This is a genomic window from Rhodococcus globerulus NBRC 14531, from assembly GCF_001894805.1.
GTDB lineage: Bacteria > Actinomycetota > Actinomycetes > Mycobacteriales > Mycobacteriaceae > Rhodococcus_F > Rhodococcus_F globerula.
Genome location: NZ_BCWX01000001.1, coordinates 395,677 through 410,501 on the forward strand (window position 1 = coordinate 395,677; position 14,825 = coordinate 410,501).

The following is a 14,825-nucleotide window of genomic DNA, read 5'->3' on the forward strand; positions in this document are numbered from 1 at the left end:
GCAATTGAGACATTCTGCGCTGTCCGCCTGAAAGGGTGAATCGTTGTCAGGCGAAGGTTCCTTCAAACAAGGGTTCCGACGCTCCGTCAGGGCGATAGAAGGGCCGCCCTCCTTCGACCGTGCAGCGGCGCATCAGCCGGTACTGAGGGTAGTGATCCGAAAGCGCGCGGTGATTAGTGCAGCGCTCATCCCAAATCGCGACGTCGCCCGCTCGCCAACGCCACCGAACCGCATAATTCGGATTATTGACGAGATTGCTCAGGTAACCGAGAAGCGCATCGCTCTCCGGCCTGTGCATGCCCACAAGGTGATCGATGAAGGAGCTCAGGAACAAGGCTTGACGCCCAGTCTCTTCGTGGGTACGGACGAACGGAAGAACCGCGCCCTGAAGATTCTGCCGGATCACCTGCTCGGATTCAGCTCCGTACATGGCCACATTTGCCTGAATAAAGTGGTCGGAGGGCTTATGCAATGCGCGCAAGTCCTGGCACACTCGCTTCATTTCGTCAGACAGACTGTCGTAGACGGCGTACAGACTGGCCCAGAGGGTATCGCCTCCCACTGCGGGGATATCGAGCGCGTAGAGGATGGCCAGGTTAGGTGGCTCCGGCCAGTAGGTGAGATCCGTATGGAATCCGTCTGCAAGCGGCGGCTTTTTCGCGTTGTTTTCGACGGAATGTAAGACTGTTTCGTCGCCGTGGAGTTTCGCTACCGGGTTAGCCATCGGAGTGCCCCACCGATTTGCGAGGTCGACGTGATCCGCTTCCGACAAGTTTTGATCGCGGAGAAAGATCACGTGATGCTTCAGTAAGGTCTGGTGCAGTTCGTCGAACTCGTCTTCGTTGAGGGCGTTGAGGCTGACCCCTTCTACGAGTGCTCCAATGTTGGCACTTAGTGGTGTGATGCGCATGCGCCGGCTCTCGTGTACATCGGGGGCTTGAGAATCGACGGCAAGATTAGATGAACCCATTTCTTTACCTCTCTTGGGGATCGGCCGAATTCAGGTGCTGAGTTACAGCGTCCGCGTCTGGTGATACATGCGGTTGATCAGAAATTGGATCACTTTGGCGCGCAGTCCTTTTCGTGGCGATGCGCATCGGTACACAGGTCATTGCCGGCGCTCGCTCTGTGGCAAGCCAGGCAGTGACCAAGTCTGTAGTGTCGGCGCCCTTCAGGCACGTCGTGTGGGGTTGTCCTGAAGTTGTGGAGGCCTCGACTACGTGAAAATCATAAGTCAACTACCAAATGTTAGTCAACTACCACTTTTTTATTCACTCTCAAACCGCGCCACTGGTCCGCGAAATTGGCTGATGCTGTCTGTGACGCCGCGTGTGTGGCAGGTCCGGGGCAGTCCACCGTACGCTGAGGTCACTATGGGTTTACGAGAACGCAAGAAGCTTGCAACGCGGCATCGCATTGTTGATGTCGCCTTAGAGCGGTTCGCTGAAAATGGTTACGACGTAACCACGGTCGAGGAAATCGCCAACGACGCCGAGGTGTCGGTAACCACCTTCTTTCGCTACTTTCGGTCGAAGGAGGAAGTCCTTTTCATCGACGCCGAATGGACGGTCCCTGACTTCTGTGCCGCGCTCGAGGCGCGCCCGACGCACGAGCCGGACCTCGAGGCGATCCACCAGGTGTTACGCATGTTTCGTGTGCGCGAGGTGCACGGGGATGAGCGTCAGCGCCGCCTGCGTCAGCACCGCGTGGTTGCTGACACTCCCGTGTTGCGTGGGCGTGCCCACTTGGTCGCTCAACGATGGCAGCGCGAGGTCGCAGCTGTCCTGGCGAAACGACCAGGTACCTTCCCGGACAACCGGAACGTTCGACTCACTGCCGCAATTGCTTTCACCATCGTGAGCTTTGCCGACGACGAGTGGTGCGCGCACGAGGGAGCTGTCAACTGGCTCACCATCCTCGACGACGCCTTCGACTCCCATGCGGCACTCACTCCGAGCGGCCTCGACCCTTGATCGTGCACATACTTCGACTCGCGCGGCGGCATACACCATCATCAGCCGCTGTGGCGTGCGGCGATCATCGCAGATTGCCGCTGGCGTGGCCGCCGCGTCGCAATGCGCATCGCCCGCGAAACGGGCCGTTGGCCTTTGCGCACCGTCACCGATCCGTGGTTTTCACAGTTGGGCCAGTGCGCCAGCGTTATTGCGCGTTCTGCGCGTCGTTTGGCGAGATGGTTTCGCGGGCAGAGTGATTCGATCGAGCACGTGGCTATGTCGGCGACAGCAGCGTGGGAATCGGTGCCCACACCTTCGAGGGTGACTCATGAATTCAGTGGTGCGTCTGAAATACTGGCAGCGAAGCGGCGGGGTGGGCGCCACCGCCGTTACGGCACTGACTACGAGGGGGCTGCGAGAGTATGTCGGGGATTGACAGGAATTTGCATTTGATGCGGCGCAAAGAAACTACATTCTCACGGCGCAGTCGATTCGTGACTCTTGCCGTCGGCGTCACCGCGGTGATCTCCGTCGGAGTCGCACCTATTGCCGCCGCGGAGCCGGTACCGAGTGGAGATCTTCGTTGGGAGTCCTGCCCGGCCGAATACGAGCTTGATCCGGCATCCGATCAGTGTGCTTCGGTCACCGTTCCCCGCAACTACGCAGAACCTGACGCCGGCACGATCGACGTGCTCGTAACCCGTCACCGCGCCGAAGATCCGGGCTCGCGCAAAGGCGTGCTGTTCACCAATCCCGGAGGACCTGGTGGAGACGCGATCGGCTCGAACAGAATGTTCGTCGACGTCCTGCCCGACGCGATTCGCGCACAGTGGGACGTGATCGGAGTTCAACCGCGCGGACTCCCGTACGCCGGCGCGCTTTCGTGCGCAGTGGGCCCTGAGTTGGCGACGGCGGCAGGCTTCGGTTTCGGTGGGGCTGCGGCACGAAATGCATGCGAGGCGGGTGCGCCGGGCGCCACTGCGCACCTGACTACCGAGAACACGGCGAGGGACTGGGAGCAGGTCCGCGTTGCGCTCGGCGAGGATGTCATCGACATTTACGGTCTGTCCTACGGCACAATTCTCGGATCCACGTACGCGACGCTTTTCCCGCAGCACACCGGTCGCATGGTTCTCGATTCTGCGGTCGACCAAAATTGGTTGTGGAACGACGTGTTGTGGCAGCAGAACGACGGCTACAAAGTTCGCTTCTACGACCTCATGGATTGGATCGCCGCCAACAACGACACCTACGGGCTTGGTGAGACTCCGCTCAAGGTCTACCAGCGATGGTCAGACCGGATTGTCGCGGAGGCCGGTGGTAACCCGACGCTTGCGCCGCCGCCTGCGCAAATCGGTGACGTACCGCCCGGTCTCGAAGCACTCGCGAATGCCTACCGCAGCGGGGTCGATCTGACTGGGCCGGCGCGCGTTCAGTTCGAGGCATTCATTCGGGGACTCGCCGATCCGTCGCACACGCAAATGTCGTCGAGTATCTACGTGATGACGCGGCAGGTGCTTCCAGCTCGGAACAGTTGGCCGCTCATGGCCCGGGTAGTCCGCGACGGTGTCGACGCGATTCCCAGTGGTGCCGGGATGAACGACATATCGGAGCTGGAGCTGGAGCGAATTGCTCAGTCCCAGATGATGCAATCACTGATGTTGTGTAACGAGAACAGTGTCGCGGATCGGCCGGATCGTATCCCGGGTTGGCTCTTCTCGACCTTCATCACCGGAGATCTCTTCGAGCTCATCGGGTATGGCTACAGTGCCGGGACCTTCTGTGCCGGTGCGCCGCCCGTAACCGCGTTGCCCGAGCTGAGCAACCGGGGGCTGGCGACGGCGCCGCTTGTTCTGCAGGGGCTGCGCGACCCGCAGACGCCGTATCAGGGTGGGGTGCAGCTAGCCCGCGACATGGGGGCGAACCTGGTCACCGTGGAAGGCGGCGATCACGGCGCCGGCATCCAGGGCGGTAACGAGGTGATCGATCAGGCCGTCACCGAATACCTCGAGACGGGGCGTACCTCCGTCACGCATGCGCCTGAGGCCCCGATCACTGCACCGCTGTAGGTAGGTAGCCGGAAGAAGTAGCGCCTCCGACCGGCACCGAACATGTCCTCAGGTCAGGCCCTCGCTGGAAGGCGAGGGCCTGACCTGTCCAACGAGAAAATGACATGTCGACTGTTCCGGGTTCGTTGGACCTTGGGCCGCAACGCAACATCGCGGAGATCGGTGTCCGGAATGGACACGGGGGCATGTCGCCCCCGGAGACTGCCGTCGACTTGTTTGTTGCGTTCAGGACTCAGCTGTTGTTGCTGTTGCTACTGGTGCTGTTCGATGGCATTCGGGTGCGGAGCCAGTCGACGAGGTCTGTTGCGCTGCGGGTTTGCATCCAAATTCGGCCTGGCCCGGTGAATTCGGTGACGATGCCCTCGCCGCCGAGGATCATCGATTTCCAGCCGCCGGCTTTGCGGATGCGGTACTGGACGGATTCGTCGAATGCGACGACATGGCCGGAGTCGAGTGTCATGGTTTCCCCCGTGGTGAGGGTAATCGGGCGGATGGCGCCGTAGCTGGAGAGCAGGATCTCGCCTGTTCCGCTGCATCGCAGCAGGACAAGTCCGGCTCCGCTGAAGAATCCCTTGCTGCCGCCCCATTTGGAGTCGACGTCGACGGTTGGGTCTGATGCAAGCCAGCAGCCGGATTGGACGAGCAGCGGTGTCTCTTCGTTGATGGTGGTTTCGACTATGTCGCCTGGTAGTGCGCCGGCGACGCCGACGACACCTCCTTGGTCGCTGCCGAAATCGTTGACGAAGAAGCTCGACCCACCCAGGGAGCGGCGGAGTCCCTTCATGAAGCCGCCTCGGGTCGAGGTGGTGATCGAGATGTCGCCCCGCATCATCGCCATTGCTCCTGCTTCGACACGGACGGATCCGCCGGCGGGGACGCTGATTTCGGCCAGCGCGAATGCGGGCCCGCAACTGATTTCTGTCTTCATGGGTTCCTTTCGATGACAATCTTTTTCGTGGTCGATGATGAGCATCAAGTTTGGCTGAAATCACTGTCCGGTACTGGTCCTCGAAACGAATTATTGCTTGTGGTGACGATTTGGTTCGGATCCTCGGGGGTTCGCTATCTGATCGTTGTAGTGCCTTGGATGGATGCCGGTGATGCGCTCGGCGCGTGAGGCGCCGTAACTGGGGTGCCGGATGATCGGGCCCGCGGAATGCGCGAGTTCGGTGGGGAGGGGACTGGCGCACTCCAAGTCCAGGGCGATATTCAGGTCCGGAAGCAGAGGCCTCTGCGGGCGTTAGTTCCAGAACTATTCCCACATCCTTTGGCTAACAAGGACTTCGGATTCAGTTTCGCCCATCGATCTGGGAACGCACTGAGCGCCTGAGCTCGTGAGGGTACTGGGCAGGTCATCATTGTGCCCTCGACCGGACGGAGCTGATCGGACTCGACCGAGGCTGTGACAGTTTGCTAGGTAAAGCCTGGGTTGGGGTGCTCTACCGCCGGAGGATACCCAGCATTTCCAGGCTTCGGCCACCTCTTGTGATCGACGCCAGATCGGTACCGAGTTCGGTCGTGTTCCGAAAACCCGGAACCGCGCCACATGTTGTGCGCAGTCCGTTGCGCCCCGTCCGACTAGGGCGACATCAGGGCCCGCCACTGCGTTTTTGCAGCGGCCCAGTCCGTGGATCGCGTATTCGTGCACGGTTGGATAAGAGCTGTTGTTTTCCAACATGTTTGGGTATGTGTTGCTCGCGGTGTTATAAACGAAAGACCTTTCGACGCACGGTAGATGCAAGTTTTGAAAGTGCGCACGTGTGTGTTGCGCCGCATCTGCTGTCGTCGCGGTTCGAGCAACGAGTAGGAGAATTCACACTGATGGTTGTCACTGTTGATCGTTACGCCACACGGATCTCGACCGTCCCGACCGAGTTGGACCGTGTCGACCCGATTGTGTGGAGCGAGCAGATGCGAGTGAAGCATCGCGATGTCGAGGAGAACGGGTTCACGGTTCGTCGTGGTGTCCTTGATGCGAGCTCAGTGCAACGGTGCCTGAGTGAAGTCCAACGTTTGGGAACCGCACCCGAACTTGCCGGCGACGAGCGGATCGTGCGGGAAAAAACTTCCTCGGCGGTCAGATCGATCTTCGATATCGTGAATTTGAGTCCGGTGGTGCGCGCGGCGGTAGACGAGTCCGGGGCAGCAGCCCTCGCACGCGAGATCCTCGGTTCGGAGGTCTACGTTCATCAGAGCAGGTTGAATTACAAGCCCGGTTTCCGCGGCGGAGCGTTCTACTGGCATGCCGATTTCGAGACGTGGCACGCAGAGGACGGGATGCCGGCTCCCCGGGCGGTGAGCGCGTCAATTGCGTTGACCGATAATCATTTTTTCAATGGGCCTTTGATGGTGATGCCCGGATCGCATCGAACTTTCCTGCAGTGCGCGGGGGCGACGCCGGACCGCTACTTCGAGGAGTCCTTGGTCGAGGAAGTGCCTCGGGTCGGTGTTCCTTCCGAGCAGATGATCACCACGCTCTACGCCCGCCACGGAATAGAGGTGTTGACGGGGGATGCGGGTTCGATGACTGTGTTCGACAGCAACCTTCTACATGCATCGTCAGGAAACATCTCCCCGGTGCCGAGAGCGAACATCTTCGTGGTTTTCAACAGTGTCGAGAATTCGCTCGGGAAGCCGTTCTCGGGAACGGCGCCGCGGCCGGAGTTCCTAGCATTTCGGCCGTGACGCGCTAAGGCGGCGGTAGCCATGCTGGCATCTCACCACCGCGCGGACCGCTACGTGCCACATTTGTCGGCTGGTTTGCGGTCCGCCGTTTGGATTATCTTCGAAGGGAATTGGCCCAATGGAGTGAGCATGGTCGATCTTTTGTGCGTCGGGTCTGATGCGGTACGTGCGAATAGCGTTCCGGCTCAAGGTAGTAAGGCGACTTTGTAGTATTCGCCGTGTCAGGGAACGAAGAAGGTCCCGAATCCCGGTGTTCCGATCGTCTGGGGGTCGACGTATGCGATGCGTCGGAAATGATGCGGTTCCGTATGTTCCGGTGCCGAGACTCACCCAGTGGACTACCGCGGAGTGCGGGTTTCCGTCCCCGGGCGCGCGGCGCACGTGCAACACAGCGACGCCCGGTTGTTCGCCGACAATCGCGGCGAGGCGGGGAGTGGGCAGCTCGCTCGGAGAAGCGGACGGCAAGGGCCGCGATGGCGGCGGCTTCGCCCGCACGAATCAGGTCGCCTACTCCAGAACTGATTGATCCGTAGGCGTACATTTCGCGCGCTGTTCGCAGTTCTCGTTCGGTGGCTCGGCTGTCCCCGCAGATTGCGTCGACCAGGATCTCGCGAACCTCTTTCTCGTCTTGGGCGTGGGCGATCGCATCGGTGTAAGTGTGTCGGCGCTGGTGCGTACGTTTGTACGTACATTCAGGTGGGAGGGTAATGGTGCAGGGCATGGAACTTCAGGAGCGAGCTGCAGCCCGCACGACGGAACTGCCGGGCGCGGAGCTGACGTATCCGTTCGGTGAGGACTGGAAGGTGTGGAAGGTATGCGGGAAGGTGTTCATGTTGCAGACCGAGGTGACCGGGGAGCCGATCGTGATCGTCAAGGCAGCACCCGCGGACGGGGAAACACTCCGGCAGTCGCACACGGATATCACCGCGGGCTATCACATGAACAAGCAGCACTGGATCACCGTTCACCCGGGAGGTTCCGTCGATGCCGGGCTTGTCGACGATTTGGTCGTAGAGTCGTATCTGTTGGTTGTCGAGAAGTTACCCAAGCGGGAGCGGCCGGTCGACCCCGACACGTTCGGACGACACGGGTGAGTCTGACTGGGACCCGGTTACAGCGGCTCGCCTGCACTACCGCCCAGGGGCTGCCGGGGGTGACGGAGGGATACCCGTTCACCGAGCATCTGCTGGTTTTCAAAGTCGTCGGACGCGTGTTCCTTGTCGTCACGCAGGATCCGGGCGAGCCGATCATCACTGTGAAGGTCGATCCTGCTCATGGGGCGGCCCTGATCGGTGAGCACGACACTATCGAGCGAGGACGCTATTTCGACAAACGTCATTGGGTGTCCGTTGGGGCTGGAGAATCGGTGACTGCCTCGCTGGCCGAGAGACTCGTCCACAACTCCTACGAATTGGTGACCGAGCAGCTTCCATCCTCCCAGCGAACGTTATTGCGCCAGAGCATCGAAGACCTGAAGCAAACCGGAATCAGATCGGCGGGCGCGGCCGACAGCCAGAGAAAAGAGGACAGCGATGACGAAAGATCCTGACGCGGCGTCGCTGTTCGAGGTCGATGACACCTCACGCCCGCTCGCAGATCGGCTCCGTCCCACGCAACTCGAGGATGTCGTCGGCCAGGGGCATGTGCTTGGCCCGGACGCCCCGATCGGGCGAATGACAGAACAGGGAAAACTGTCTTCCACGATTTTGTGGGGGCCGCCCGGATGTGGGAAGACCACAATCGCAAGGCTTCTCGCCGAACGCACAGATCTGATGTTCGAGCCGTTGTCGGCGACGTTCTCCGGGGTTGCGGACCTTCGTAAGGTGTTCACAGCGGCCAGCAAGCGGCGAGAGGTCGGGCAGGGCACCCTGCTGTTCGTCGACGAGATTCACCGCTTCAATCGCGCTCAGCAGGATTCGTTTCTTCCGTACGTCGAAGACGGGACGATTGTGTTGGTCGGAGCGACGACCGAAAATCCCAGCTTCGAGCTCAACGGCGCTTTGCTCTCTCGGTGCCAGGTTTTCGTCCTCAAGCGGCTCGACGAGTCGGCGTTGCGCACCCTCGTAGATCGCGCCGAGCAGCTCACCGGCCGCACGCTCCCGGTGGATACGGGGGCTGCGGAGGCCTTGATCGCTATGGCCGACGGTGATGGTCGTTACCTGCTGAACCTCGTCGAACAACTCTTTACCCTGCCACCGGAGAGCGCGCCGCTGGACACCGCCGGCCTGGCACAGGTGGTGCACAAACGAGCGCCACTGTACGACAAGTCGCAAGAAGGGCACTACAACCTCATCTCCGCCCTCCACAAAGCCATGCGCGGATCAGACCCTGATGCTGCGTTGTATTGGCTGGCGCGCATGCTCGACGGCGGTGAGGACCCGCTCTACATCGCGCGGCGACTCGTGCGGTTCGCCAATGAAGACATCGCGATCGCCGATCCGCACGCAGTGCATCAGACGCTTGCGGCATGGGATGTCTACGAGCGGCTCGGCTCTCCCGAAGGGGAACTCGCCATTGCACAAGCCGTTGTATACCTTGCGACCGCGCCGAAGTCGATCGCGGTATACCGGGGCCTGAGCCGGGCGATGCGAGCGGCGAAGGGGTCCGGATCCCTCCCGCCGCCCGCACATATCCTCAACGCCCCTACAGGTCTGATGAAGTCCCTCGGATACGGAGCGGGTTACGAGTACGACCCCGACACCGCAACAGGATTCTCGGGCCAAAACTATTTCCCTGACGGCATGGCGCGTCAACGGTTCTACGAACCCACCGACAACGGTTACGAACACATCATCGCCGACCGGCTCCGCCAGTGGGAACAACTCCGCGAAAACCCGGATCGGAAGGACCGTACTACATAGCGCGACAACAAGGTTCGCGGACCGATCTATCGCAGGAGATGTCGAGAGTATCGCCATGGCGAACGTCGTTTAACCGCTGTGCGTCCCGGCCAACCCGATTGTTTGATGCTTTTCTCCCGTCTGCGTTGTCTCGAACCGATCAGCATGTGGGCACATGTCACGTGCCGTCGAAATTTTCGACGATCACCGGGATACATATCAATCGCTGTGCGCGACAACAGCTATGACCCCGTCTCGCTGAGCTACAGCTTTGACCAGGAACGGGTCAGCGTCAAACATGTCGAAATTTGTGACGCGATTGCGTTCGAGCGCCACAAGTGTGAGTTCCAAGTTCTTCCAGGGATGTCAGATTAAGAGCTCGACAATCAGCTGACGCAGTCATTCTGGTCGGTTGGGCATATGCTCCGTGGCACTTGTGATGCCGAGGTAGGGGAAGTATTCATGGCTAAGAGGTTTGTATTCGCCGGTGTTCTGTCTTTTGCGCTGCTTACCGTTGGCTGCAGTGGAGAATCAACGCCGACTGCGGCCGAAGATCCGGTGGGCACACTGAAGTCTGCTGCTGAAGAGTGGGCTACCAGTTTCTACTCGGGCGATGCGTCGGCCGCTTACGCTCTCTTCATACGAGAATGTCAAGAGAAGTTCTCCGAGGAGGAGTTCAAAGCCTTTTCCGACGTCGCTCAGGCGACGCCCCGGACAGTGACCGATGTGACCGCCGAAGCGGACAGCGGTAAGGGAACTGTCGGCATCTCGTTCGCTGAGGAAACCGACTTCGATACGAACATGCCCTGGGTTTTGGTGGACGGGGACTGGAAAACCTCGGACTGCGCTATGCGGGAATAGCTGTAGTACCGATAGAGCGTCGAGTTGTTGTCAGTCACGCGAGTGCCCTCGGCACGCCGTGTAGTTGCGGTCGTACCGTCATTTGCGGGACGCGGATTACCCGCTACGCCACCCGAATCGAAATCTGGGATTGCGTTGCCTGATATCGGACGCACACAAAGGATTGGGCTCCGGCCGACCGCAGTGTCGAATTCGTTTTGCCGGCGTCGGAACCACGTCCGGTTCTACTTGGGCATGTTCGACCGCCTACCGGTCATCTACTCCCAAGCACGTCGTCAACCACTCTCATCATGTTCTCTCCAAAGGCCTTCCGTGAGAAGCCTTCGGCCCATGCGCGAATTACCTTTGCGTCGAAATCATTTGGATCGAATGCCTCCATTGCTTCTGCGAGACCGCTGACCACCTTTGCATCGTCGCCAGGGGACACGAGAACACCGGACTTGCCTGGGATAACTGTGTCGAGCGCGCCGCCTTCGCCCAAAGCGATCACGGGGGTTCCGGTGGCCATCGCCTCGACCGGGACGATGCCGAAGTCCTCGACACCGGGCATCAGCAGGGCTCGGGCCCGCCGGTAAAGATCCAGCAGTTGATCGTGGGGGACTCGCCCGACAAAGACGGTGTCCTCGGCTGCCAACTCCTTGCAGACGTCCATCCATCGGCCATCGCCCACAACGACGAGTTTCTTGCCCGCCTGCCGTGCGGCTCTAATTGCAAGGTCTGGCCGTTTGTAAGGCACCAAGCGGCCGGCAAGAAGGAAGAAATCTTCCCGTTCGATCGAGAAATCAGGGGTGAATCCATGGGTGTCCACGGGTGGGTGCACCACCACTGCTTCTCTGCCCCACCAGCGTTGAATCCTGTCGGCAACCTCGGTCGAGTTCGCGACTACCTGGTCGAGCCGACTCACAGCTTTCAGCTCTCCCCGTCGCGCTACTCGCGCAAGTGCTGCGAGCACGGCTGCGCCAGCCGCGCCACCCGACTCCTGCGCGCGAAAGGCGGGATCCCAGGCCCAGCGCGCCGGGCTGTGAACATATGCGATCACGGGCGCATCGGTGGCGAAGGCTGCTTGTGTGGCGAATGCGTGATGGCTCACCACCACCGCATCGACCTCTCCCAGCTTCATGCCGCGAAAAGCGCTGGGCAGCAGCGGCATCAGCGGTGCGTACGAAGACCTTCCCAGCATCCGGTAGGCACCGTCGACCCATGTCGTGACAGGAGGGGACGAAAGTCCTGCAGGTATGCCTGCAGGCCGGGCAAGGGGCACGTGGACGGCGGCGTGCGGCCAGGTCAAGGACAGTTGCTCGACCACATGTTCGGAACCCGCGATCTCAGTGAATCGCTCGTGCACTATCGCTAATTTGGGTTCGTTCATGTTTGCTTCGAGACTCCCGCAACGTGTGACAGTTATTTGGTGTGTGCCCTTTTATCTGACGATCCGGCTGATCGAGCTTTGTTGATACCCAGCCGAAGTCGCCATTTGCTGCCGTGAATGCACCTGAAACTACCGGTGATCCGACAAGATCAGTTCCTTCGTGCCGAAGGTACCATTTCATATGCAAAGTCGGACATTTGACAGGGCATCATTATCTCCATCAAATTGACGGACCTGCAACAATTCACTTATGGATACTCCCCGTGCCGGTCAGGCGAGCCGAGATGGCGAGTCGGTTGATCTGTTGTTCGATGCCCGACATATTCGTCAGAGTGGTATCGGCACCTACATCAGGACCCAAATTCCTGTGCTCGAGCAAGTGCTGAAAGAACGTGGATTCCGGCTGGCCATCCTCGCCGACCGAAATGCGGCACCTGACACCAGCGAAGAAACTCGTGTGGTTTTTGCGGATCCCGCCGAGGCCCGAATGTATTCAATGGGTGAACAACGTGTGTGGCGTCGCGCATTGTCGGCAACCCGTCCGCAGGCACTGTGGGTTCCGCACTACCCCTTTCCTTTTGCACTAACGTCTCCTCGTAATCGGGACGTTCGATACTTCTCCACGGTGCATGACACCCTCCATATCGAAGACAAAAAGCTGAGCGACCAGAATCGCGCAAAGAACGCGTACGCGTGGACGATGCTGAAACTCAGCGCACGACGGGCCGCAACGATTTTCACCCCGTCCCAGGCCACCGCCCGTTCAATGGCTGCAATCGCACCCTCATCCGAGGTGCTGGTGACGCCGATCCCAGTAGACGACGTGTGGTTCTCTGAAGCTGACTCGGCGTCGTCGCCAATTGAACGCCCCTACATTTTGTATGTCGGCAATATCAAGCGGCACAAGAACTTGCCGGTACTTCTGGACGCATTTGCGACGATCTCGGATTCCATCCCACACACACTGGTGATAGCTGGTGGCGATGAGTCACTCAGGACACTCGACGACCGAATCAACCAGCTTGTGGCAGGCCTGGGTGAACGTGTGCAGTTAACGGGCAGACTTCCGTTCGACAGTCTGCGTGCTCTGGTGGCTCAGGCGGACTTATTAGTTATGCCTTCACTTTTCGAAGGTGCCGGTCTTCCGCCGCTGGAGGCAATGGCGTCCGGTACCGCGGTTCTGGCGTCCGACATCGCGGTGTTGAGGGAAACGTGCGGCGACGGAGCAGAGTATTTTGATCCGCACGATTCCGAAGCCTTGGCCGAACTCGTGAAGAAGTACTGTGACAACGAAGACGCCAGGGCGTCGTTGAGTCATCGCGGAGAGTTGCATGTCAAGCGGCGCCAGTCCGAGATCGTGTCAACAGCTACTGCCGAGAAGATATGTTCCTTCCTGAGTGAGGTGCCCATTGGCTAACTGGTCGTCGGCGCTGTCGCGCCGCAAATTTCTCGGAATGTTCCCGGCAGCGTTGGTCCTGCCTGCCGCTCTGCCTGAATCCTTCAACGCCGTTCGCCGCGTCGAGGGCGGCGGTGACGTCATCGATGTTCGCGATTTCGGTGCGGTTGGTGATGGGACACAGGATGACTCGATTGCCATTCGCAATGCCGTCGCCGTACTGAAATCTGGAGACGTCTTACTTTTTCCGTCCGGCCAGTACCGCTTTGCTCAGCGTCATCCAACAGGCGGTGCGGCGATCTCGATAGTGGGGATCTCCGACGTTTCGATCGACTTCGACACCGGTGCCGAACTTCTGATGGACAACCTGGACGACAACGGAGCCGGCACGAGCCACGGCATCGTGCTGCGTGGTCCGCTGGAGCGTGTGTCTCTTCACAACGTGGCAGTGCGGTGGGCAAGCCAGCCGGCGCTGCGGTCGATGGGCGACGGAATCCGGGTCGTGGGATATGCATCGGACACGTCGGCAGTGCCAGATGGATGGACCGGACCCGGCAGGCCGGTTAGTTGGGTGACGTTGAGCGACTGCAGAGTCGAGTCGAGCCCGCAGGCAGGTGTGATCATGATGGGCGTTTCCGACATCACTGTTGACGGACTTCACGTCGAGAACACCATGGCCGACGGACTCCATTTCAACGCGTGCCGACGTGGAACCGTCGAAAGGTATTCAGCAACGAACACTGGTGACGACGGTTTGGCACTGGTGACTTACTACTCTCCAGAAGCCCAGTTCGACAACGCTTCCGAGACCTTTTCCTTCCCGGCGTTGACCGAGTGGTCGAACACCGACTTCGATGTCACCGACGTCCAAGTGTCGGGCGGTGCGGCAAACGGAGTGCGTTTGGCGGGGGTCAATCGATCAACGGTAGCTGCCGTAGTGGTCGACGGAGTATCGAACGGAGCAGGTGTCATGGTCGACTCGGCATCGCCGGACTCGGGCGCCGGGTGGCACTATGTGGCATCGCGCGGTGTGCAGCTGGATGGGATCACCGTTGAGGACTCTCACACAGGGCTGCACGTACTGGCAAGACCGAACGGGTCGACTGGCGACGCTTTCAGCCGGTTCGACCTAGAGGTAACGGGCGTTGCCGTTAACAACTGTCTTTACTGGTCGGTTCTCGTGGAATCTATTGCAACCCCGCCTGTTACCGGGATTTCGCTGATCGATTGCACGGTGATCGACACCGAAATAGGTCCAGGTACCGGAGCTGTCGGGCTGCAGAGGACCCAAGATGTTTCACTGGGAGCCGTCTCCATCACGACGGCGAAGTCTGCGGTGGCGTTCTCAGCCGACAACTCGGCACAGTTCACGATAGATCAGCTCAACGTGACTGTGACGGGTCCGCCGCTCGGTTCCGAAGCCGGCGGACCATTCGCCGTGTTCCAGGGCTCATCCGGGACAGTGGTTGCTGCGGATTTGGTTTGGGAGCAAGCCCCCTCGTCGTGGCTACCTGTTTTGATCTTCAGTGACAGTTGTGTCGGTGGCACGCCTACGAACCCGGAAGTGAGCGTGGGTACCGTGACAACCACCCCGCCGAAGGGAGAGCCGGTCTTCGTCGCCTGCCGATGACGAATTCGATGCCGATCGGT

The 14,825-nt window shown here is 60.0% G+C and carries 14 protein-coding genes; 10 read left to right on the forward strand and 4 right to left on the reverse strand.

Annotation, left to right across the window (positions count from 1 at the left end; genetic code table 11):
- Window positions 1-46 precede the first annotated feature (46 nt).
- A complete protein-coding gene (locus tag RG2_RS01740; protein WP_080711802.1) occupies window positions 47-970 on the reverse strand; it encodes a TauD/TfdA dioxygenase family protein in 924 nt (307 codons plus the stop codon).
- 403 nt (window positions 971-1,373) lie between these two features.
- Here RG2_RS01740 and RG2_RS01745 point away from each other — a divergent pair, with 403 nt between their 5' ends.
- Entirely contained in the window at window positions 1,374-1,973 is a 600-nt protein-coding gene (locus RG2_RS01745) for a TetR family transcriptional regulator (RefSeq protein WP_165826243.1), read from the forward strand.
- 41 nt (window positions 1,974-2,014) lie between these two features.
- Here the strand turns inward: RG2_RS01745 and RG2_RS31400 are convergent, their stop codons facing one another.
- Window positions 2,015-2,266 (reverse strand): hypothetical protein, encoded by a 252-nt coding sequence (locus RG2_RS31400; protein WP_133637939.1) that lies wholly within the window; start codon window positions 2,264-2,266, stop codon window positions 2,015-2,017.
- Between the two features lie 111 nt (window positions 2,267-2,377).
- Between RG2_RS31400 and RG2_RS01750 the strand changes: the two genes are divergently transcribed.
- Complete coding sequence (locus tag RG2_RS01750; RefSeq protein ID WP_033235766.1) at window positions 2,378-4,024, forward strand: alpha/beta fold hydrolase; 1,647 nt, start codon at window positions 2,378-2,380, stop codon at window positions 4,022-4,024.
- 232 nt (window positions 4,025-4,256) lie between these two features.
- Here the strand turns inward: RG2_RS01750 and RG2_RS01755 are convergent, their stop codons facing one another.
- Window positions 4,257-4,952, reverse strand: coding sequence for a TIGR00266 family protein (locus RG2_RS01755; protein WP_033235854.1), 696 nt, complete (start codon window positions 4,950-4,952; stop codon window positions 4,257-4,259).
- A 27-nt stretch (window positions 4,953-4,979) separates the two neighbouring features.
- Between RG2_RS01755 and RG2_RS31705 the strand changes: the two genes are divergently transcribed.
- From RG2_RS31705 to RG2_RS01785, 6 genes are all read left to right on the forward strand, one after another.
- The gene (locus tag RG2_RS31705) at window positions 4,980-5,141 is read left to right on the forward strand and encodes a hypothetical protein (RefSeq protein ID WP_155276693.1); all 162 of its coding nucleotides are present in this window, start codon (window positions 4,980-4,982) and stop codon (window positions 5,139-5,141) included.
- 704 nt (window positions 5,142-5,845) lie between these two features.
- A complete protein-coding gene (locus RG2_RS01760; protein WP_033235853.1) occupies window positions 5,846-6,709 on the forward strand; it encodes a phytanoyl-CoA dioxygenase family protein in 864 nt (287 codons plus the stop codon).
- A 719-nt stretch (window positions 6,710-7,428) separates the two neighbouring features.
- The gene (locus tag RG2_RS01770) at window positions 7,429-7,803 is read left to right on the forward strand and encodes an MmcQ/YjbR family DNA-binding protein (RefSeq protein ID WP_230590280.1); all 375 of its coding nucleotides are present in this window, start codon (window positions 7,429-7,431) and stop codon (window positions 7,801-7,803) included.
- 59 nt (window positions 7,804-7,862) lie between these two features.
- Window positions 7,863-8,258: an MmcQ/YjbR family DNA-binding protein gene (locus tag RG2_RS01775; protein ID WP_207787498.1), complete on the forward strand. Its 396-nt coding sequence runs from the start codon at window positions 7,863-7,865 to the stop codon at window positions 8,256-8,258.
- Window positions 8,242-9,570, forward strand: coding sequence for a replication-associated recombination protein A (locus tag RG2_RS01780; RefSeq protein ID WP_033235765.1), 1,329 nt, complete (start codon window positions 8,242-8,244; stop codon window positions 9,568-9,570). Before RG2_RS01775 ends, RG2_RS01780 begins: the two co-directional genes overlap by 17 nt.
- A 441-nt stretch (window positions 9,571-10,011) precedes the next feature.
- Entirely contained in the window at window positions 10,012-10,410 is a 399-nt protein-coding gene (locus tag RG2_RS01785) for a hypothetical protein (protein WP_133637940.1), read from the forward strand.
- Window positions 10,411-10,663: 253 nt separating this feature from the next.
- On the opposite strand, the gene RG2_RS01790 is transcribed toward RG2_RS01785, so the two are convergent.
- A complete protein-coding gene (locus tag RG2_RS01790) occupies window positions 10,664-11,779 on the reverse strand; it encodes a glycosyltransferase (protein WP_033235763.1) in 1,116 nt (371 codons plus the stop codon).
- A gap of 250 nt (window positions 11,780-12,029) precedes the next feature.
- Here RG2_RS01790 and RG2_RS01795 point away from each other — a divergent pair, with 250 nt between their 5' ends.
- Entirely contained in the window at window positions 12,030-13,196 is a 1,167-nt protein-coding gene (locus RG2_RS01795) for a glycosyltransferase family 4 protein (RefSeq protein WP_033235762.1), read from the forward strand.
- Complete coding sequence (locus tag RG2_RS01800) at window positions 13,189-14,805, forward strand: glycosyl hydrolase family 28-related protein (RefSeq protein WP_051730641.1); 1,617 nt, start codon at window positions 13,189-13,191, stop codon at window positions 14,803-14,805. Before RG2_RS01795 ends, RG2_RS01800 begins: the two co-directional genes overlap by 8 nt.
- The last annotated feature ends 20 nt before the right edge of the window (window positions 14,806-14,825 follow it).

What these genes read in the sequence shown, in the direction of transcription:
- RG2_RS01740 (WP_080711802.1), bottom strand. Translation starts at nt 970, where the DNA reads ATGGGTTCATCTAATCTTGCCGTCGATTCTCAAGCCCCCGATGTACAC.
- RG2_RS01745 (WP_165826243.1), top strand. Translation starts at nt 1,374, where the DNA reads ATGGGTTTACGAGAACGCAAGAAGCTTGCAACGCGGCATCGCATTGTT.
- RG2_RS01750 (WP_033235766.1), top strand. Translation starts at nt 2,378, where the DNA reads ATGTCGGGGATTGACAGGAATTTGCATTTGATGCGGCGCAAAGAAACT.
- RG2_RS01755 (WP_033235854.1), bottom strand. Translation starts at nt 4,952, where the DNA reads ATGAAGACAGAAATCAGTTGCGGGCCCGCATTCGCGCTGGCCGAAATC.
- RG2_RS01760 (WP_033235853.1), top strand. Translation starts at nt 5,846, where the DNA reads ATGGTTGTCACTGTTGATCGTTACGCCACACGGATCTCGACCGTCCCG.
- RG2_RS01770 (WP_230590280.1), top strand. Translation starts at nt 7,429, where the DNA reads ATGGAACTTCAGGAGCGAGCTGCAGCCCGCACGACGGAACTGCCGGGC.
- RG2_RS01780 (WP_033235765.1), top strand. Translation starts at nt 8,242, where the DNA reads ATGACGAAAGATCCTGACGCGGCGTCGCTGTTCGAGGTCGATGACACC.
- RG2_RS01785 (WP_133637940.1), top strand. Translation starts at nt 10,012, where the DNA reads ATGGCTAAGAGGTTTGTATTCGCCGGTGTTCTGTCTTTTGCGCTGCTT.
- RG2_RS01790 (WP_033235763.1), bottom strand. Translation starts at nt 11,779, where the DNA reads ATGAACGAACCCAAATTAGCGATAGTGCACGAGCGATTCACTGAGATC.
- RG2_RS01795 (WP_033235762.1), top strand. Translation starts at nt 12,030, where the DNA reads ATGGATACTCCCCGTGCCGGTCAGGCGAGCCGAGATGGCGAGTCGGTT.